The sequence below is a fragment of the Sphingobium xenophagum NBRC 107872 genome (assembly GCF_000367345.1).
Taxonomy (GTDB): Bacteria; Pseudomonadota; Alphaproteobacteria; order Sphingomonadales; family Sphingomonadaceae; genus Sphingobium; species Sphingobium xenophagum.
In genome coordinates this window covers 57,839-79,211 of sequence record NZ_BARE01000026.1, presented here as the reverse complement: position 1 = coordinate 79,211, position 21,373 = coordinate 57,839, and the positions used below count along the sequence as shown (strand labels likewise).

11 protein-coding genes are annotated in these 21,373 nt (G+C 62.4%); 3 read left to right on the top strand and 8 right to left on the bottom strand.

The window, feature by feature from the left end; genetic code table 11:
* From SX1_RS22645 to SX1_RS12550, 4 genes are all read right to left on the bottom strand, one after another.
* The coding region (locus SX1_RS22645) for a LamG-like jellyroll fold domain-containing protein (protein ID WP_043145650.1) at positions 1-11,072 on the bottom strand (11,072 nt) is incomplete at its 3' end.
* 564 nt (positions 11,073-11,636) lie between these two features.
* Positions 11,637-12,989 (bottom strand): SPOR domain-containing protein, encoded by a 1,353-nt coding sequence (locus tag SX1_RS12560; protein WP_019053266.1) that lies wholly within the window; start codon positions 12,987-12,989, stop codon positions 11,637-11,639.
* Between the two features lie 19 nt (positions 12,990-13,008).
* Positions 13,009-13,542 (bottom strand): hypothetical protein, encoded by a 534-nt coding sequence (locus tag SX1_RS12555; RefSeq protein WP_019053265.1) that lies wholly within the window; start codon positions 13,540-13,542, stop codon positions 13,009-13,011.
* 11 nt (positions 13,543-13,553) lie between these two features.
* Positions 13,554-14,273: an AAA family ATPase gene (locus SX1_RS12550; RefSeq protein WP_026149730.1), complete on the bottom strand. Its 720-nt coding sequence runs from the start codon at positions 14,271-14,273 to the stop codon at positions 13,554-13,556.
* 199 nt (positions 14,274-14,472) lie between these two features.
* On the opposite strand from SX1_RS12550, the gene SX1_RS12545 reads away from it, so the two are divergent.
* Complete coding sequence (locus SX1_RS12545) at positions 14,473-15,510, top strand: SPOR domain-containing protein (RefSeq protein WP_174302234.1); 1,038 nt, start codon at positions 14,473-14,475, stop codon at positions 15,508-15,510.
* 3 nt (positions 15,511-15,513) lie between these two features.
* Here SX1_RS12545 and SX1_RS12540 read toward each other — a convergent pair whose 3' ends face one another.
* Positions 15,514-16,413: a LysR substrate-binding domain-containing protein gene (locus SX1_RS12540; protein ID WP_019053262.1), complete on the bottom strand. Its 900-nt coding sequence runs from the start codon at positions 16,411-16,413 to the stop codon at positions 15,514-15,516.
* An 86-nt stretch (positions 16,414-16,499) separates the two neighbouring features.
* Here SX1_RS12540 and SX1_RS12535 point away from each other — a divergent pair, with 86 nt between their 5' ends.
* Together SX1_RS12535 and astD are read left to right on the top strand one after the other, a co-directional pair.
* Complete coding sequence (locus SX1_RS12535; RefSeq protein WP_019053261.1) at positions 16,500-17,522, top strand: 2-oxoadipate dioxygenase/decarboxylase family protein; 1,023 nt, start codon at positions 16,500-16,502, stop codon at positions 17,520-17,522.
* Positions 17,519-18,919, top strand: a complete 1,401-nt coding sequence (gene astD / locus SX1_RS12530; protein WP_019053260.1) for a succinylglutamate-semialdehyde dehydrogenase — start codon at positions 17,519-17,521, stop codon at positions 18,917-18,919. The genes SX1_RS12535 and astD overlap by 4 nt, the downstream gene beginning before the upstream one ends.
* A gap of 69 nt (positions 18,920-18,988) precedes the next feature.
* On the opposite strand, the gene SX1_RS12525 is transcribed toward astD, so the two are convergent.
* The 3 genes from SX1_RS12525 to SX1_RS12510 all read right to left on the bottom strand — a co-directional run bounded on the left by SX1_RS12525 (position 18,989) and on the right by SX1_RS12510 (position 21,344).
* Positions 18,989-19,369, bottom strand: a complete 381-nt coding sequence (locus SX1_RS12525; RefSeq protein ID WP_026149728.1) for a VOC family protein — start codon at positions 19,367-19,369, stop codon at positions 18,989-18,991.
* Between the two features lie 359 nt (positions 19,370-19,728).
* Positions 19,729-19,941 (bottom strand): DUF2093 domain-containing protein, encoded by a 213-nt coding sequence (locus SX1_RS12515; protein ID WP_017182500.1) that lies wholly within the window; start codon positions 19,939-19,941, stop codon positions 19,729-19,731.
* Positions 19,941-21,344, bottom strand: coding sequence for an NAD(P)H-dependent flavin oxidoreductase (locus SX1_RS12510; protein ID WP_026002278.1), 1,404 nt, complete (start codon positions 21,342-21,344; stop codon positions 19,941-19,943). The genes SX1_RS12515 and SX1_RS12510 overlap by 1 nt, the downstream gene beginning before the upstream one ends.
* Between the last annotated feature and the right edge of the window lie 29 nt (positions 21,345-21,373).

Genomic DNA, 21,373 nt, shown 5'->3' with positions numbered 1-21,373 from the left:
GGCGCGGAGGTGATCGATACCGCTGTGCTGTTGTTGGTCTCACCCGTCGCCGCAGTGTTCGCTTCGGCCACCTGATCGAAAATATCGGTGACCACCGAAAATTCGAAAATGCCCTGACCCAATATGCCGGTGGGCCAGACTATCTGCGTCGAACGTTGCGCGGCCTCGTCCGCGCCCAGCGCTCCTGTGAATGCCACGGTCGCGACCTGGACCTGCTGGCCGGTCATGACGTTGCGCACGAACAGCCGTTCGCTAAAGTCCGCCGTCGTCGCGCTATTGCCTGCGTTGGTCGTGGTCCAGTTGACGGTCACGGTATCGCCGGGGTTCCAGCCGCCAGCCGGGTCAGCAGAGACGTCGGAAACGACGAGGTCGCGGAACGGGGCCAGTTGCGACGTGAACTCCAGCGTCGCGGCGTTGTTGGTTTCCGCCGTGCCAAGGATATTTTCTTCATTGATCGTGTTGGCGACGTCGTTCGTCACCGTCACGCCAATCCGGCCAACGCCGCGATTGCCCGTCGGCAATGTCAGCGTGGTCTGCCGCTGCCGTTCCCCTTCCGGACTGATCACCGTGCCGCTGTCATCCAGCAGGATGTTGCCGATAATCTCGTTGGTATCCAGATTGCGCAGCAGCACCCGGTCCTGCCACGCTCCATCGGTCGGAAGCGTGCCCTGATTACGGGTTTTCCAGCTGATGGTGATCTCGCTGCCGGAACTGATCGTGCCGCTGCTGCTGACCGCCAGGGCGATCGGGATCAGGTCGGGCGATGGACGCACTTCCAGCGAGGAAATGCGGATAGGCGCGATCAAGGTATTTTCGATCACGTTGAAACTATATGTTCCGACCGATGCCGCCTGTGGCACATAGCCTTCGATCAGCAGCGTGTAGGTGCCGCTGTCGGGAAGAACCAGCGTATCGACATCGTTCATGTCGCCGGCAAATAGCTGCCGACCATTGGGCGCGATCAACCGCCAATGGGTGGACACGCCCGCATAGCTGAGCCTGTCGAAATAGAAACGGTCGCCCGCTTCACCATCGAAGCGGTACATATCGGTTTCGGAACCGGGGCTGAGTGTTCCATTTACCGGAACGCCAGGCGTTATGGGCAGCGCATCGGCAAGCTTTTGCAACCGGATGGAATAGTCCCGGTCCGCCGTCGTGTTGCTTTCGATCCGCAGGACATGATCGCCCGCTGGCAAACGATAAACCACCTGCGCGTTGGATCGGTCGTAACTGTCCGTCTGGGTGAAGGGCAGCGCAGCAAAATCACCAGCCGGGCCGGTCAGCCGCCAGCTGACATCGCCAAGCGGTGCCAGCGCGTCGACATAGACCAGCGTTTCCTCGGTCAGGGTGAAAAGCAGGTCTTCCTTTTGACCAGGTTGATCGAGCGTCGAACTGATCGTCTCGCCCAGATCGATCGTGCGGCTCTTATGCACCACCTTGTCGACCTGGAACTGATAGTCGACCGGGCCGCCTTCACCGATCTGGCCTTCATAGGCGAGCGTATAGATCCCTGACTTTTCAAGCGTGATGAAGCCGGTATCCGTGCGGTAATTGGCGCTCATCGCGACCCGGCCATCGGGATCGAACAGCCGCCACTGGCCCGATCCGGCGCTGGCGATGAAATCAAAGAATATCTCGTCACCAACAGCGCCGGTGAACTTGTAGAGATTGCTGCTGTTGCCCGGCTCCAGTCGGCCCGTGGTCGGCGCGTTCAGCACCAGATCGCTCGCCAGCGCGGTATCGAGCAGGCGGAAAGCAAAATCGCCGGTCAGGTCATCATTGGCATCGACCGTGATCGTATAATCGCCCGGTTCGAAAAACATGACGCCTGGGGATGCGCTGGAATGGGCGTCGGAATTCTGGAAATTGCGCGACAGGATCGTGCCGGACGGACCTGCCAGCGTCCATCCGAACTGGGTCGTGTTGATCAGGCTGTCGAATATCAGATATTGCGGTTCGCTGACGCTGAAGCTGTAGCGCGCCTTGGCCCCTGGTGCCGCGATGGTGCCGTTTATGGTCTCGCCGATCGTCAGCGGCGCGGTGCTGTCGACCATGTCAACTACGCGGAAACTGAGCGTCTGGGGCGCTGAGGTGCCGACGCGCCCTTCGATCAGCAGCGTATAGGTGCCGTCGAGCGGCAACACAGGCTCCTCAAGATCGCCGAGACGCCGCGTGTCGAACACCAGATTGCCGGCCGGGTCGATCAGCCGCCAGAAGGGATCGTTCGACCCGCTGATCAGGTCGAGGAACAGAGCTTGCCCGGCGGCGGCATCGAACCGGTATATCGCGGTCAGATTGCCGGGTGTGAGGGTAAGATCCTGCGTTTCGTTGAGATTGATCGCCGTGCCATCTGCCAGCGACGCAAGGCGGAATGAATAGCTGCCGGTATTGGCGCCGGTGGCTGAAATGGCGACGCTATAGGTGCCCGGCGCCAGCGTCATGACCGGATTGCCGGAAAATTCGGCGGAATCGGTGCTGTTGAAACTACGCACGGCCGGAGTCTGTGTCGGGCCGCTAATCTGCCAGCGCAGCGCGCTGTTGTTGGTCAGTGCGTCGAAAATGACGGCGGTTTCTTCCGTCAGGGTAAATTCGTAGCGCTGCACAGCGCCAGCCAAGGCAATCGAGCCACTGACCGCGTCGTTGAGCGCAAGGGGCGTCATCGGTTGCGCCGCGGCGGTCATGGCGATGGCGAAATTGTCGAAATCCTGATCGGCTGTCGCACTGCCCTGGCTGGCGCCCAGTACCAGACGTCCCGCCTCCAACTCCATGCCGGGGACGAAGAAATCGGTGACGGCAGCGACGGTTGCCCCGCCCTGCGGCGTCAGTTCGATCGTCAGCAGCGACCCGCCATCGGTGCGTTCCACAAGGATACGCGCCCGCGCCCAATCGCCGCTGGCCAGCGTCAGGCCGGGATCGGCGATGTCGGTCAGCTTGACGCCGTTATAATGGATGGAAATATGATTGGCATTGACTTCGCCATTGCTCAGCGTGTCGAAACCAATGCCCAGCGCACCAGCCAGATTGGCCTCCGGCGTCACCAGCAGCCCTGGCCCGCCATTGCCATATTGGCTGACCGGCAGATAGAGCAGGCCGAAGCCGTCGGCATCGCTCGCCTGGCCAGCGCGTCGGGTCAGGCGGAAATCGAACCCGATGTCGACAGCGTCCTGCCGCCCGCTGCCCGTGGCGGAAAAGGCAATCGAATTCTGGCTGTTCACTTGCAGCGAGTCTGTCAGTCTGATGACGTTGTCCCCGCCGTCGGACAATATCTGCGCGGCCGCTCCACGATGATTGCCCAAGACATAGGGCAGGCCCGCAACGTCGAAATCCTGGCTGGTCTGGCCACCAGCAGGCAGGATGGTCGGCTGATTGTAGATGAAGCTGTAGCTGCCGTCCGTCGTGGCGGAACGCCGACCTTCCACCAGCAAGGTGTAGGTGCCGGCCATCGCCGCCGTCATCAGGTCCGTATCGTTCAGCCCCACGGGGCCGAAAATCACCTGCCCCATCGGGTCGATCAGACGCCAGCTATTATTGCCGGAGGAATTGCTGATCACGTCGAAGCCGAAGCGCATGCCGGGCGTCGCGGTAAAGCGGAACATGTCCGTTTCCCGCCCATTCTGGCCGATCGTGCGATTGAATGTCCCGTCGGGCGCCAGTTCCTCGGCGGACGCAAGGTCGAGCAGGCGGAAACTATAGTCGCCCGTATTTTCGGCTGTCGCGTCGATCGTCAGCGTATAGCTGCCCGCGCCAAGGTTGAGGACGGGATTGCCGCCAAAATCAAACCCGTCGGAATCATGCACGTTGCGACTGTCGACTTCAACGCCATCGGGACCGCGCAACGTCCAGTTGAATATGGTCGCAGTCGTCAGCGCGTCGAACACCAGCTTCGTCGCTTCGCTCAGCGTGAAGCTGTAGGCGTCGCTTTCGCCCACCGCGCCGATCGCCCCGTCCACACGCGATCCGATGGTCAGCGCCGCCGTCTGCGTGGTGATGGGATAGACGCCAAATTGATAGTCGGCGACCGTCGCGGTATAGACGCGCCCCTCGATAAGCAGCGAATAGACGCCGCTAATGGCAAGCTCCTGCCCTTCGATATTGCCGATCGCATTGGGGCCGAACACTTCGTTGCCGAACGGATCGATCAGCCGCCAGCGCATGTCGTTATGCACCGTGCCGCCATCGAAGAAGAATTTTTCACCCGCATTCGCAGCGAAGCGATAGATGTCCGTCTCGCTCGTCGGGGTGAGCGTTCCCGAAACCGGCGAACCGAGCGTAAGCGGCGTGCCGAGCGAGAGATCGCGCAGGCGGAAATTGTAATGGCCTGTCACGCTGCCGGTCGCGTCGATCTTCAGCGTATAATCGCCCGCGCCCAGCCTCAGGACGGGCGAGGCGCTGAAATCGGCGGAATCGGTGTCACTGAAGCGCCGGGCGCTCACAATTTCGCCTTGCGGACCAGTCAGCGTCCAGTTGATGTCAGCCGAATTTGTCAGGCTGTCCAGCATGACAAGTGTTTCGGCCGTCAGGCTGAAGCTGTAGACGTCGCTTTCGCCCGGCTGCGCGATGCGGCCGGAAACGCCATTCGCGTTGGTTGTGCGCAACAGCGCGCCATCGCTCAATGCCGTGCTCTCGAAATCCAGCGCATAGAGCAGGCCGCTGGTCCCCGACGCGGGCGGATTGGTCATGCCGGCGGCGACATCAGCCTCGCTGCGCGCAATATCCCAGATGCGGAAGCTGTCGACGGCACCTTCCCACTGACCGTAACTGGTCTCGACTTCCTCATATTGACCGATCAGCAGCGGTTCGCCCGCATCGGCATTATTGTTGATCCTGATGGTTCCGGATGCCTGCTCCACGCCGTTGACAAGGATCTTCATCGCGCCGCCATCACGGTCGGCGACCAGCGCGATATGCGCCCATTCGCCCGCCGCGATCAGGCCGCCCCCGGTCTGGATCGATTGCACCCCGGATGCATCGCGCACCGCCGCCCAGACCGAGCCGTTGGCGTTGACCGCGATCCGATAGGGTGACGTGCCATGGGTTGATTTGGCGACCAGCGATGTCCAGCTGTTGGTGAAGCGATCCAGCTTGAACCAGCCTTCGACCGTCAGGTTGCGGCTGGGCGACACTGCCGGGCTGCTTGGCACTTCGACATAGTCGACCCCGCGCAGCGTCAGTGCATTGCCGCTCTTTCCGGGCTGAACCTGCGGCGCCTGGGGATTGGGTCCGTCCAGCGTGATCGCTGCGGGCGGCGTGGCCGCGACCTTATATGCCGCGAAGCGGAAATCGACCGGCCATTCGCGCCAGACCCGCGGTTCGACGATCAGCGTATAGACGCCGCCGATCGCCAGTGCCCCGGTTTCGCGCGACGAAAAATCGACGGGGCCGAAGATCTGACGGCCATAGGGATCGATCAGCCGATACGACACCCGGCTGCTCGAATTGGTCAATTGCTGGACATCGAACAGCAGATTGTCGCCGGGATTGACGTCCAGCCGATAGGCATAGCTTTCCGAAGAGCCGCTCGCCGTCTGCGAAATCGCGGTATCGAACGGCATCAGCGGCGCCGCCGACAGGTTAAGCAAGCGGAAGGCAAAAGCGCCGGTCGCAGCCCCTGTGCCGTCGACCACGATCGTATAGGTGCCCGGCTCGACGGTGAAAACGGGGTTGCTCCCGCCCAGTTCATAACTGTCGCCGTTGCGCAGATTTTTCGATATCGAAAAGCCACCCGGCCCGGTTACGGAAACGACCATCTGGTCATTGTCGTGCAGACTGTCGAACGCCATCATCGTGCGTTCGGCAACGGTGAACGTGTAGGTCCGCTTGTCGCCCGGCGTGTCCAGACGCCCTTCCACCACGCCCTTCACATTGGCAAGGTCGCGCAGGACCGGGATCGTCGCGCCGTTGACGCTGTTCGTCACGGCGTTCGCAGTCGCGCTATCCAGCCCCAGTCGCAGTACCAGACCTGCGCTGTCGGCCGGCGCGCCGGCATTCATATTGTCGACGATCTGCGTTTCCGTGCGTCCCCCGCTCCAGACGCGCACTTCGTCGAGGCCGCCCTCGAACTTGCGGTAGGCTTCGTTATATTCGCTGGTGCCGCTGATGATCAAAGGCGTATCGGGCGAACCGTTCGACAGCGCCGTACTGACCGATCGGGATGCGGCCAGCACGCCGTTGACATAGATTTTCATCGTGCCGGTGCTGCGCTCCAGCACCGCGGCGACATGACTCCATTCGCCATAGGGAACCGAGTTGCTCGCGGTCTCCAGCGTGTCGTTCGCCGTACCCCGCATCGTCGAGAAATGAATGAAGCCGCTGGAGTTGAACCACACGGAATAGTCGCGCTGTCCCGCCTCATTGGCCTTGTACACGATCGGCGACCATGCATCCGCCTGTCGATCGGGATTGATCCAGAATTCAATCGTCACATCCTGCCGCAGGTCGAGTGCAGGATCGACGATCTGGATCTGCTCATGGGCTGACAAGGCAAGGGCGTTGCCGACCTTGCCCGGCCGCGTCAGTACTCCGTTGGTCGTGCCGTCAATGGCGATGGTCTGGGTCGGATTGGTCGGCTTTTGCAGGGTAAAGCCATAGCTCTGGCTGGCGCTGGCGTCCCACACCCGTCCTTCCAGCAGGACCAGATAGCGTCCCGTCTTGGGCAGCACGATCTCGCGATTGTCCATGTTCGTCGGGCCGACGAATTGAAGCCCGTCAGGATCGATAATCCGCAAGGAGGCGTTGGGCTGGTTTTGCAGATTCTGGTAGAAGATCGTTTCGCCCGCCGTCCCCTCAAAACTGTAGAGATCGGTTTCGCGCAACGGCGTCAGGTCGGAACGAACCGGCTGGCCAAAGGTCAGCGCCGTTGCTGATGCGGTGTCGATCAGGCGAAATTCGGCGCTGCCCGTCTTTCCGGCATTGGCGGAAACATCCAGATTATAGTCGCCAGCGGGAAGCGTGAAAATGCGCTCGCCGCTATTTTCGTAGGAATCGCTGTTGTAAAAATTGCTGCCGACCAGATTGAGACCAGCGCTTGAAATCGCCCATGAAATCTCGGAATCCGGCGTAAAGCTGTCGAAATAGAAGGATTTGGGCGCGGTCAGCGTAAACGTATAACGCTGCTTCTGCGTCGGCTTGGCGATCGTCGCAGTTGTCCGCTCGCCAAAATTGAGCGCAATGGGGGCCGGGTCCGCCTCGATCCTTGACAGTGCGAACTGATAATTGATCGTCGCGGCATTGTCCCACGGGCGCCCTTCGACCAGCAATGTATAGGTGCCGGTGCGCGGCATGGTGATGGCGGCATCACGGAAGTCGATGGGGCCGTAAACGATCTGGCCAAAGGCATCGAGGATCTTGAGCGATCCACTGCCCGCCCCCTGGATGCCATCGAAAAAGACCTTTTCGCCCTCCGTCGCAGTGAAGCGATAGACATCGGTTTCCCTGCCCGGATCGAGCGTGCCGGACGTAGTGGAGCCATCGACAGCCAGCATTGTTCCGGCGGCGGCGTCCAGCAGGCGGAACTTGTAGTCGCCCAGCGTCCCGCCGCCGGTTTCCACCTGCTGCGATCCCCGGACCACCAGTTCATAATCGCCCGGTTCGAGCAGCATCGGCGTGCGGTTCTGCTGTTCGTAGCTGTCGGAATAATAGAAACGGTTGCCAAGTGACGTCTTCGGCCCGTTGAGCGCCCATTCGAGATAGACCGATGGGCTGTAGCTGTCGAAAATTACCAGCTTCTGCGTATCGACGGTGAACTGATAGCGCTGGACATCGCCGGTCTTGGCGATCGTGCCTTCCACTATGTCGTTCAACGCCAGATCGACAGGCGCGGGATCAGCCGGGCGATTGAGGATGAAGGCATAGTCGTCGGACGCCCGGTTATCCCAGACCCGGCCCTCTACGACAAAATAATATGTGTCCGAAACCGGCAGAATGAGTTCGCGATAGTCGAAACTGGCCGGACCGAACAATTGACGCCCGTTGCTCGAAAAGATGCGCCAACTTGCATTGCTGGGATAGTCGCGCACGTCGAGAATGATTTTCTCGCCAGCGCTCGCGGTAAAGCTGAAAATGTTCGTCGCGCGCGCGGGCGTGAGCGTGGACGCGGTGACGCTGCCATCTGCCGCGACAGGCGTGGCGCCTGCGAAATCGAGCAGGCGGAAACCATAGGCCCCCGTGCTGCCCTGCACCCGGATCTGATAGTCGCCCGACTGGGTCAGATCGATGAACGTATTGGCGCTATTCTCGAAACTGTCGGTGTAATAGAAAGCGCGATCCGGCGTGATGCGCCCCGACGGACCGAACAGCGCCCAGCTCTTGTCCGTGGCGGGCGTCAGACTGTCGAAATAGACCCTGGTGGGTCCCGCAATGGTAAAGCTGTGGAGATCGATTTCATCCGCCGCGCTCAACGTGTCGCTGACTGCCGCGCCAAGGGTGAATACGGTGCCCGTTCCCCTGTCCGGCGGCGGTGTGTTGCCGGTGCTGCTGACCTTGAGCACATAGTCGACCGGCGCGCCTTCCCACACCCGTCCTTCGAGCATCAGGACATAGGTGCCGTCATAGTCAAGGCTAAGCGGAACCGAATCATTGAACTGGCGCGCGGATGTGACGAGACGGCCGAGCGGATCATATAGCCGCCAGTACGCATTGAGGTTGGTGCTGGATATCCGTTCGATCGTGATCGCGTCGCCCTCTTGCGCGGTGAACGCGAACATGTCGGTCTCATTGCCCGGCTCCAGCCTGCCGCTGGTCTCCGCGCCAAGGGTCAGTGGCGTTGCGCTGGCAAGGGCCAGCAGACGGAAGTGATAATCGGCTGCAACATCGCCTGCACCGTCGACGGTCAGCGTGTAGGTGCCCGGCGCCAGGTTGAGCAGCAAATTGCTGTTGGTGTCGATTTCCGCGGAATCGGCATAATAGAAATTGCGATTGGTGATCTCCGCGCCAAACGGCCCTGTCAGCGACCAGCTCAATGCAGAGTTCGCCGTCAGCGAGTCAAAGGCCAGCTTCGTCGCTTCGCTCAGCGTGAACGTGAAGCGATCGGCTTCGCCTGCATCGATCCGTCCGCTAGTCAGCGCGTTCAGCGTCAGAGCGCTCGTGTCGTCCAACACCTTGAGCAGTTCGGCGGTAAAGGCGGCGCTGCCCTGATTGAAGAGATAGCCTTCGATCGCGATAAGATATTCGCCCGTTTCGGGCAGTGCGCCAAGGTCGATGTCGCCCAGTCCCGAACCGCTGAGCAGCAATGCTCCATTGGGGCGGTATATCCGTATATATTGATTGTTGCTCGCGCTCAGCAGGTTGAGGAAATAATGGTCATCCTTCACGCCGTCGAACCGAAACAGCTTTGTTTCGGTCCCCCGGCGCAGGACGCCACTGGCGACCAGAGCGCCCGGCGCAAGGTCGGCAGCGGTTTGCCCCGTCGCCTCGTCAAAACGCCAATAGCCCGCTAGGCCGCTTTCGCTGCCCGTTAGCGGGCGTTGGTAACCGCTGGCGATGTCGGCCGCGCTGCGCGCCATGCCCCACAGGCGTATATCGTCAATCTGCCCGTCGAACTGATAATTGCCGGTTGGCGCCGCACCGAAGTTGAGCGCATTGCCGCTGTGGTTGATGGCTGCGTCATAGGCCTTCTCGGCAACCAGCGCGCCATCGATATATAGTTGCAATTTCGTGCCGTCATAAACGCCGGCGACATGCTTCCATTGATCGGTCGAAAGCGACGCCTCGACAAAGCCGTCGTTCCAATTGTTGACGAAGAAGCGGACATTGCCGCCGACACGCATCAGCCCATAACCATTGCTCCATCCGGTATCGTTCACCTTGCTGACGATACCCTGATAGAAGCCGCCGCCGCTGCGTGCGTTGACCCAAGCCTCGACCGTGATCGCAGCCGGGTTGAGCGCCGCGTCGTTGGCGACTTCAAGCTCCCCAAGCGTCGCGACGTCCCAGCTGCGGTTGACCGTTCCGCCCTGCCCCGAATAGTCGAGCGGCGCGCCAGCCGCGTGGGCGATGTTGGCCAGCGCGCCGCCATCCTCGATCGTCGCGCCAAACTCATCCCCCGCGCTGATCGCCATGGCAGTCGTCGAAAAATCGAGCAGGCGGAAGGCAAAATCTCCGGTCGCATCGCCATCGGCGAACACCGTCAACTCATAATGTCCCGCGACAAGATTGAGCAGCGGATCGCCATTGAAGGAATCCGAACTGTTCATGCTGCGGTTGTTGACCACCTGACCGCGCGGCCCGCTGAGCGACCATTTGAGGCTGTCACGGCGTATCAGATTGTCGAACAGCAACTTACTGTCACTGGCGAGATCGAAATCGAACACCGTGCTGCTGCCCGCGGTAGCCAGGCGGCCCTGCGTCCGTTCATTGATCGTCAGCGCGGCGCTGGTCTTCGTGATCTTGCCGAAGGTGAAGGCGTAGCTGATGTCGTTGGTGGCAGAATTATAAACCCGCCCTTCAATCTCCATCATGTAGGTGCCGCTGCGGTTCAGCAGATAGGCGCCGGAATCATCGAAGGAATTTGGCCCCGTAACATATTCGCCATCGGGACCGATGAGCCGCCATGCCGTGGATTCAGCTGGGTAGCTGTGCGCATCGAAGAAGAAACTGTCCTCGGCCAGCGCGTCGAACTTGTAGAGCGCGGTTTCGTTCGCCTTATGCTGTCCGTTGACGACATCACCGGGCGTGAACGCATCGGCATTGGCGACGTCAAGCAGGCGGAAGGCGTAATTGCCTGTCGCGTCGCCTCGCCCATCGATGCTGAGCGTATATTCGCCCGCTTGCAGGTCCAGAACGTTGCCGCCCGAAAAATCATAGGAATCCGACTGGGCCAGATTGCGGTTCGAAACGATGCTGCCCTTCTGGTCGGCCAACGCCCAGAACATGTTGTTGGTGGCGGTGAGCGAATCGAACACGACCTTTTTGGGTTCGGTCAGCGTGAACGCGAAGCGGTCGGTTTCGCCCGGCACCTCGATCGTGCCCATGACCGGAGGCACGTCGGCCGCCAGCAGCAGGCGCGGTTCCACCGCTTCGAAATGGAGCCGGTTCGCCAGACTGGAGGAGTTTCGCAAGGCTGTGCGGCGACGCATACGCCAATCACCGGGCAATCGATCCAAAGAGCGCCGCCCGCGGGCTAGCAATTCGCCCAGCTTGCGAAGTGCTTTTACGTCGTGCTCCATAGCCCCCCCAAAACGGCATCCAGACTGACAGAATCGTCTGTTGTCCTGCTTTGGGACAAGAGGGTCGAACATTCCCTCCGTTGAACCGGTCGGACCGTCGAACAGCGGAACCGGCAACGCGGACGACCGTTCATGTCACACCGGCAGTTTGAACCGGGATGACTAGAACGTGAGCGACGCGACCCGCTTATTTCCGACTTTTTCTTATAAATCTGACCGCTGATTTGCGCGGCATAGTTATCTTCGAATCAACCTAACTAGTCTGTCAAACCTTGCAACTTATCGCAAGCTGATAACAGGTCGCCGCAACGCTACTCAGCGACGCTGCGCGTTGACCGTTTTGCGGCCCACCGGGCTGATCCAGTCTCTTCCCGTCAGCCTGTCAGTCAATCGGGATCGGTCGCAAATCCGCAAGAAAAAGCGCGCGAAGCCATGGCCTCGCGCGCTTCAAGGTTGCGCTATGGAAGAGGGAGTTTAGCGCGAAGCGAATTGGCGGCCCTTGGTCGCGATGGCCCAGCGCTGCGGCGTCGCGCCCGGCGCGCCTTCACGCACGAAACACTGGCCGTGCTGCGACTGAATGGTGCGGCAGGCGGTTACCGCGTCGGCCCGGCTGCCAAAGCCGCTGATGGCGAGGCGGTGGAAGGACTTGCCCTTGACCGTTGCCTGGCTGGTAAGGACCGGGAAAGCGGCCAGCGCGCTGCTGCGGCCAGCCATGTTCATCCATTTTTCCTTGGCGATCGCCGCCGTATCATAGGCGCCCAACTGGACGACCCAATTGCTGGCGCCAGCACTGACCGGCTTGATGAAGGCGACCTGCTGCATCCGCGCGGCTGGCTGCGTCGCGGACGCGCCCGCGTTCTGCGCCTTGGCACGAGCCTTTGCGCCCACTGGCTTGGCCCGATGATCTTCGATGATGAAGTCGCGGGCCGCGACGCGCACAGGCGCGGGCTGGACGACCGGCGCGGCTTCGACGACAGGTGGAGCGGTCTCGACCATGGCGGTCTGCACCGGCGCTTCCGGTTGCTCTGCCAAGGGTGGCGCAACATCGGACGGCGCAGCGGCCATTTCGACCGGCGCGGGACCGGCTGGCGCGAGCGCGAGAGCGACAGGCTGGCCAGCATCAGCGGCATCAATCGTGACGCCCATCAGCGCGGCGACGCGCTGCGGCGCGAGCGAGGGTTCGGCAATCTGCGCCCAGTCAGAAATACGCTTGTTCGCGGCCAATGGATCAAGGTCCATGCCCACGATCATGCGGGCATCCTTCCAGCGGCCAGCCAGCGCATAGGCATAGGCCAGATTCTGGCGGGTCCGGGCAGTGGCGGACGGGTCGTGAATGGCTTCGGACAGGACACGCACGCCTTCGGGCGCGTCGCCAGCCATGGCCATCGCCAGACCATAATCGCCCGCAGGCACCGTATCGGCATGGGCCAGCAACAGGCTGCGCGCGCTATCGGCGCGACCCTGCGCGACCTGCACCAGCGCCAGGCTGACGATCGTGCGCGCATCGTTGTCACCCAGCGTCATCGCGTCGGTCAGCGCGGCTTCGGCGGATGCGAAACGTCCGGCCAGCACATAGGCGCGGCCCAAAATCTGCCGATAGGCGGCATTTTGCGGCGCGAGCTGCACCGCGGCCTCTGCCGCCGCGATCGCCTTGTCACCGTTGCGATCGGCCAGCGCCTTTTCGGCGGCGATGGCGAGCTTTGCCGGATTGCCCTTTTGCTGGACAGCCGATGCAGAAGGACGGAAGGCCGCCCCGGTGCAGCCAACCATCGTCGTGGCGACCAGCAACGATGAAATCGCCGCCTTTGCAAATGTGTTGCGCTTCATAGTCCTACCCACCCTTCTTTCACTGGTTGCCGCGCATGTGCGGCAACTGCTGTGTCAGCCGGTCAATTTCCGGCAGGTCGTTGAGAAAATTGTCGAGAGATTCGGTAATGATCTGCTGTGCCGAGCGGCCGGTGATGGCGCAGGCGAGCCGCAGTTTGAGATGACGATCCGCGTCGATCCGCAACGTGAAGGCCGCCTTGCGGCTGGCCTTGGCTTTCGCGCTTGCCTTGGCCGCCGCTTTGCGCGGCGCAGGCTTGCCCGCCAAACGTTCGACCAGTTCCTCGCGCTCGATGACGACGGGCGGGATCGGGGCTGAAACGGGGAGCGCTGTAGGCATCGGCGTCAGGCCGATCGCAACCGGCGGCTCATCCGTCGGCAACGGCGCTGGTTCGACGTCGAAACCCATGTCATTCCAGCCCAGATCATCCTGCTGAAGGGCAACGCCAGCCGAGCGGCCAAAGCCGAGCATCGGGCGGCGCATGGCAGGCTGGGCCGCGCCCTTGCGGGCGAGCAGACCGGAGGTGAGCGATGCGAGAGGTTTGGGTTCACCCATGATGCGTCCCCTTACTGGCCGATCACGCGGCGACCGAAGCCCCCGCCGACCGGACGGCTTGCGACGGTACCGACGCTGCCCTGGGGCACGGAAAAGACCGTGCGGCGGAAATTCTTTTCAAGCCGGTCGGAGATATAGGACCATAGCGCCACGACCTCCGCCGCAGACCGTCCCTTGGGGTCCACTTCCATCACGGTGCGACCGTCGATCATGGATGCCGCGAAATCGGTGCGGTGATGCAGGGTGATGGGGGCAACGGTGCCATGCTGCGACAGGGCAACGGCGGCTTCCGACGTGATCCGCGCCTTGGGCGTTGCGCCGTTCACGACAAAGATCAGCGGCTTGCCCGCACGCTCGCACAGATCGACCGTTGCGCCGACGGCGCGCAGGTCATGGGGGCTGGGACGGGTCGGCACGACGATCAGTTCGGCGACGGAAATGACGCTCTGGATTGCCATGGTGATGGCGGGCGGCGTGTCGATGACGGCGAGTTTGAAGCCCTGCTGCCGCAGGATTTCCAGGTCGGCGGCCAGCCGCGCCACGGTCGTCTGGGCAAAAGCGGGAAATTCGGCTTCGCGCTCATTCCACCAATCGGCCAGCGATCCTTGCGGATCAATGTCGATCAGCACGACTGGACCCGCACCCGCGTTCTGCGCCTGCACGGCCAGATGGCCAGACAGGGTGGTCTTGCCCGATCCGCCCTTCTGCGATGCCAAAGCCAAAATCCGCACGCAAATCCCCCCAGAAATCGAGTTCCGTTCAGGATTTGCCATGACCGCGCCTAAAATTCGGTTAATGGGCGAGGAAGTTTGATTGACGAAAGGTCAACAGGGTTAAGGTCGTTTCAGGCATGAGGGGCCTGTGATAATCAGACATTAACCTTGTTTCATCATAGCCACTGCAAATCTATTGGCGCAGGAGCATGTGCATATGAAGCGTATATGGGGAACTGTCGCTGTCGGCGCCATGATCGGCATCGCGGCGCCAGCCATGGCCGATGTGAAAACCGGCGTCGATGCCTGGCAGCAGGGCGACTATGCCAAGGCGATCGGCGAATGGCGGCCGCTGGCCCAAAATGGCGATCCTGACGCGCAATTCAATCTGGGCCAGGCCTATAAGCTGGGTCGCGGCGTGCAGCCGGATCTCAACGCCGCGATGGACTGGTATCGGAAAGCCGCGGCGCAGGGGCATTTGCGGGCGGAGGATAATCTGGGCCTGTTGATGTTCCAGCAGGGCGACCGTGCGGGGGCGATGCCTTACCTCCAGCGGGCCTCCACGCGGGGCGAACCGCGCGCGCAATATATTGTCGGCACGGCGCTGTTCAACGGCGATCTGATCGGCAAGGACTGGGTACGCGCCTATGCGCTGATGACCCGCGCCTCCACGTCCGGACTGGCGCAGGCGACCACCAGCCTGGAGCAGATGGACAAGTTCATCCCGGAAGATCAGCGCAAACAGGGTCTGGCTCTGGCGGCGACGCTGGAACAGTCCGAAAAGGGTGGCGCGCTGGCGTCGGCCAGTCCGGCCCCGGTCCGGCCCGCGCCATCCGGCATACGCAAGACCGATTTGCCGCCATCGACCGTCGCCCAACCCGTCGCACAGCCCGTCGTCACCCCGCCAGCGCCCAAGCCGGCCCCGGTTACGCCCAAGCCTGCGCCGCAGATCGCGGTTGCCAAGCCCAAGCCGACACCGCCGGCACCCCGTCCCGCCAACCCGGTCCCTGCGCCCGCCGCATCGGGCGGCTGGCGCGTGCAACTGGGTGCGTTCAGCGAAGACGGGCGCGCTCGTGCTTTGTGGGGCCAGTTGACAGGCAAGGTCAGCGGCCTGTCCGCCTATCAACCCTATCTGGTCAAGGCTGGCGCGGTGACACGGCTGCAAGCCGGGCCGGTTGCCAGCAGCAATGACGCCAGCCGCCTGTGCAGCCGGATAAAGGCGGCTGGCGCAGACTGCATTCCCAAGAAGATGTGAGCATCAGGCCGTCCTGGCCTGATCCACGATCCAGTCGCCAAACTGGCTGAGCGCCGGATGGACAGGTGCGTCCAGCGGGCGAGCAAGATAATAGGCTCGCTCGCTCGACAATGGCCGGGCGAACGGGATGACCAAAGTGCCGGCATCCAGTTCTGGCTGGATCAGGAAGCTGGGGATCAGCGCCACCCCTGCCCCCGCCGCAGCCGCCTGCGCCAGCATCAGGAAATGTTCGAACGCCGGACCGGGCAGCAGCGTCCCGGCCTCCACGCCCGCCGATGCGAACCAGCGCGCCCAGGCATCGCGCCGCGAACTCTGACTGAGCAACGGAGCCGTCAGCAGATCGGCAGGCTGTCGCAAGGGGTGCGCGGCCAACCAGCCCGGCGCGCAGACCGGCACCGCCTCTTCGCGAAACAGGAAATCCATCGCTGCGCCCGGCCATTCGTCGGGTGTGCCGAAATGGATGGCGGCATCAAATTCCTCCTGCGCGAAATCGAACGGCTGCGACCGCGCGGCGAAATCCACCACCAGTTGGGGATGCAGGGCGCTCAGATGCGGCAGGCGCGGCGCAAGCCAGCGCATGCCGAAACTGGGCAGGGTCGCTATCCGCAGCGCCCCCGGCGAGCGGCGCATGGTCATGCGCGCCGTCGCCCGACGAATGCGGTCCAGCGCTGGCAGCAAGTCATCGGCATAGATACGGCCTGCTTCGTTGAGCCGCACCCGCCGACCGACCCGGTCGAACAAGGGCGTTTCCAGCCAGTCCTCCAATTGCGCGATCTGACGACTGACCGCGCTTTGCGTCAGGCCGATCGCTTCGCCAGCACGCGAAAAGCCGCCATGACGCACCGCCGCCTCGAAACTGGTCAGCGCGGTCATGGATGGCAGCCATTTGCGATCGTCATTCATTCCATTCTCGCATCAACAGATGACAGGTCACCATTTGGAAAATACGACATAGGCTGAGATAAGGTAGCTGTCACCGGGAGCAATCTATGTCGAACGAGAATGATGGCCATGTCGTCGCACTAACGCTGGCGACGCTGGGCGAAGTGGCGGGACGGCGGACGCTCGATGCGCTGTCGATCGATCCTGCGTTGCTGGCGGAGCAAGGCGCTACAGTGTCGCGCGCGGCCTTTGCGATGGCGATGAATATCGCCCTGTTCGATGATCTGCTGAAAAGGGTGCGCAGCGGCGCGGCCTATGTCGCCGATACTGTCGCGCGTGGCGGCAGGGTGACGTTCGACCATGGCGCGCTGCGGACGATCCGCCTGCCGCATGGTCCGACCGGCGCGCTGCCAGGCGGCGAGGACGCATTCACCCGGATATTGCAGCCGCTGGGCTATCAGATGGCGGCCATCTATCCGCTCGACCGGCTGCGCATGACTGGGCGCGCCTATGTGCATGCCGACCGGCCCGAAGCCATCCCGCAATTCTTCCTGTCCGAACTGCATGTCGACCGGTTCGACGCGGAATTCGGCGCGGTTGCCGCGCGGATATTCGGCACCTCGCGCGATCCTTTGGGTGAGGCGGAGCAAGCCGTGCTGGCGCGCTATGGCGCTGGCGAACCAGTCGCGCTGGATGAGGCAGTAGCGGCATTGCCGGGGATCGTCGCCGCGTTCGACCGGCAGCATGAGATGCCCAGCTTTGCCGATTATCAGCTGCTCCTGTCCCGGTCCAACGAGGCGGCCTGGATCGCGACCGAAGGTAACGCCTTCAACCATGCGACCGACCGTGTGGCCGATGTCGCCGCATTGGCGGATCGGCTGAAGGCGGAAGGTCAGCCGATCAAGGAACGGCTGGAGATTTCCGCAACCGGCCGGGTGCGGCAGACCGCATTCAGGGCCGATAGCGTCGAACGGCTATTCGACGAAGGGGCGTTGCGCAACGTGCCGGGTTCCTTCTACGAATTTATCAGTCGGGATGTTGATCCGGCGACAGGCAGGCTGGACCTTGCCTTTGACACGGGCAACGCCACCGGCATTTTCGCCATGACCAGCGCGGGCGCAAGTGCATGATGCTGCAATCCTTCGACCCCGCCTCACGCGCATTGATATGGGAAGGCCCAGTCGCCGATGCCGCGGCCTGCAACCGGGCGATCGCCACAGCCCGCGCCGCCCTGCCCGGCTGGCGCGCGCGCGCCGTGGAGGAGCGGATCGCCATCGCGCGGCGCTATGCGTTGGTGCTGGAAGAAAGGCGGGCAGCGCTTGCAGAGCTGATTTCGCGCGAGACCGGCAAATTGCTGTGGGAGAGCGACGCCGAAATCGGGTCCATGATCGCCAAGGTCGAGGTGTCGATCGCTGCCCATGCCGAACGCACTGGTGAACGCACCGCCGCCATGAACTTTGGCCGGGCGGTGTTGCGCCATCGCGGGCATGGCGTGATGGCGGTGCTGGGTCCGTATAATTTCCCGGGCCATTTGCCCAACGGCCATATCGTCCCCGCCCTGATCGCCGGCAATGCGGTGGTATTCAAGCCATCGGAAATCGCGCCTGCCACGGGCGCAGCGATGGCTGACGCCTGGGCCGCAGCGGGGCTGCCCGACGGACTGCTCAACGTCGTGCAGGGCGGCCGGGCGACCGGAGAGGCGTTGGTAGCCGGTAACATTGACGGGCTGCTCTTTACCGGATCGGCCGGTGCTGGCGCGGCGCTCAGGCGGGCGCTGGTGGACCGGCCCCATGTCATCATGGCGCTGGAACTGGGCGGCAATAATCCGCTGATTGCATGGGATAGCCCGGACGAAGCCGCGTCGATCATCATCAATTCCGCCTTCATCACCACTGGCCAGCGCTGTTCCTGCGCAAGGCGGCTGATCGTGCCGGAAGGCGCGGTTGGCGATCGGATTGTCGCTGCCGCGGATGGGTTGGCGGCGCGCCTGCCGATCGCGGCATGGAACGAGCCGGGCGATGCCTTCATGGGACCACTTGTGTCCGATCAGGCCGCCGCTGCGGCCCATCGCGCCGTCAGCGACCTGATCGCACGGGGCGCGCGGGTCATCCGGCCCTTCGCAGCAATTGACGGGCGCAGCGCCGCCTTTGTTACACCGGGCATCATCGACATGACCGGCGTGGACGGACCCGATGCAGAAATTTTCGCGCCCTTGCTGTCGGTGATCCGGGTGCGGGATTTCGACGCGGCGATTAAGGTCGCCAACGCCACCGCCTTTGGCCTGTCCGCCGGATTAATCTCTCAGGACGCGACCCTGTGGGAGCGGATGGTGGAAGAAAGCCGCGCGGGCGTGGTCAATCGTAACCGGCCAACCACGGGCGCGGCGGGCAACATGCCCTTTGGCGGCCTGGGCGCGTCGGGCAATCACCGCCCCAGCGCCTATTATGCCGCAGATTATTGCGCCTATGCGATCGCCAGTTTCGAGGCGGACGGGGTGCAGCCCGTCCCCGTCAACGGGCTGGCCTGACGCGGAATAGCAGGCCAGCACCGGAATTGAGGCCTGTGAAGTGGGATCGCAGCGGAGCGCCCGTTTCGCTTAACCGGCGCGGTGCATCGCGCAGAGCTTGTTCCCGGACGGATCGCGCAGATAGGCCAGATAAAGCGGGCCAAAGCCGGACTCGCGAATGCCTGGCGGATCTTCGCAAGTCGTACCGCCAGCCGCAACGCCCGCAGCGTGCCAGGCATCAGCCTCTGCCGGCGTGGCCATGCTAAAACCGATGGTTCCGCCATTTGCGCATGTCGCCGCCTGGCCATTGATCGGCTTGGTCACAAGGAACAGGCCGCCATTATGCATGTAGATCAAGCGGCCACGATCATCCGTGAAACCCGGTTTGCCGCCCATCGCCTGAAACAACGCATCGTAGAATATCCTGGCGCGATCGATATCGTCGGCGCCCACCATGACGTGACTGAACATGAGATTTCCCTGTTTGCAGGATTAGCGGAGCGTATCGCTATGCGCCGGACGAACGGATGGGGCCAGTTATACCAGCCAAACCCGCGTCGCCAAAGCGCGTGGGTGTCAGAAGATCGTGCTGTAGAGGAACCAGCCGACAATCAGCAGGCTCGACACGATGCAGATACGATCACCAAAGACGTCGATACGAGACATCACAAACATCCTTCCAACAAGGGCGATCTCCGTCGCCTCGATGGAAAGATTACATCAGTTTTTACCCTGCGGGAATAGCAAAATTGCGACGAAACCGCGCGGGGCCGCGACGGATCGCTTTTTGCGCCCCTTGAACGATCATTCCAATCGCAGTTCCCGGCAGATTAGCGAAAGTCCGGCCCGCGATGGCGCAGAAAAGAATCAGTTGCCTCCTGCGGTCCGCGATAGGCTTCCTGAAATTCCGCGCTCCAATATTTAAGATCTTCCAGATCGATTCTCTCTCCGGACACGGCGCAAAGGACGAACTGTCCCGGTCGCACGACGTCGAAATGCGGTGTGTCGTAATGCAGCACCGCCAGACCTTGAATATCCGCCATCAGTCGCCCGTCAGGATACGGTCGACCAATTGCTTGACGGTCGGAACGAAGCCGTTGGAATAGAATGGATCCTGCTTGAACTTGTAGGCGCCATGGCCGGCAAAGACCAAATTCTGGTCGAGGTCGCCGCCATGAACCGCTTCCTGCAACGCCTTTTGGATGCAGAAGCTGCGCGGATCGGCCAAGCGACCGGTCGAGTTAGTCTCGCTGTCCATCCAGCTGGAGAAGGCGCACTGGCTAAGGCAGCCCATGCAGTCGGTTTGGTCCTTGCGGATCACCGCCCGCTCCTCGTCACCGACGAACACCAGCGTATTGTCCGGCGTCTTGAGCGCCGAGGTAAAGCCCTGCCCGAACCATTCGCGCGCGCGGTTCAGGTCGCCCAGCGTCACCCAGAAATGCTTGCCCTTCACCCCCACGTCGAGCTGGTGGGTATGGTCGCCAGCCTGTTCGGTGCTGAACGCGATCTGCCGTTCGGAGCGCGCTTCCAGGCTGCGCAGGAAGGGGTTGCGCACTGCCGAGCTGTAAAAGCCGGTCGGCGAGAAGCGATGGAGCAGGATGTCGCCGGGGTTGAGCTGCGTCAGCAACTCCTTCCACGCCTGGGGGATCGGGCTTTCCTGCGTCAGCAGCGGACGGGTGCCGAACTGAAAGGCGATCGCGCCCAATTCGGGATTGTCGATCCAATCATTCCAGTCCTTGAGCGCCCAGACGCCGCCCGCCATGACGATCGGCACGTCGTCCGAAATGCCACCTTCACGCATGGTCGCGCGCAGGTCGCGCACGCGGGGATAGGGGTCTTGCGGCGCCTTGGGATCTTCGGCGTTGGACAGGCCGTTATGGCCCCCGGCCAGCCAGGGATCTTCATAGACCACCGCCGCCAGCCATTCCGCCGCCTTGGAATAAGCGCGCTTCCACAGCGCGCGGAAGGCGCGGCCCGACGATACGATCGGCAGATAGCTGACATTGTAGGACGCAGCGATTTCGGACAGCTTGTAAGGCATGCCCGCACCGCAGGTAACGCCTGCAACCATGCCCTTGGTCCTTTCCAGGACACCGTGGAGCACCCGCTGCGCACCGCCCATTTCCCACAGGACGTTGATATTGATCGCGCCCTTGCCCCCGGCAATCTCGTACGCGCGCTTGACCTGTTCCACCGCGCCGTCAATGGCGTAGGCGACCAGTTCCTCATGGCGGTCGCGGCGGGTGCGGCCATGATAGATTTGGGGAATGACATTGCCGAAGCTGTCGTAGCTGTCGGCATTGACCGCCGACACTGTCCCGATGCCGCCAGCGGCAGCCCAGGCGCCGGAGCTGGCATGGTTGGATACCGCAACACCCTTGCCGCCCTCGACCAGCGGCCAGACTTCACGGCCACCATAGACGATAGGCTTCAACCCCTTGAACAACGACATCTCCCGCGAAAAAGCGACACCCG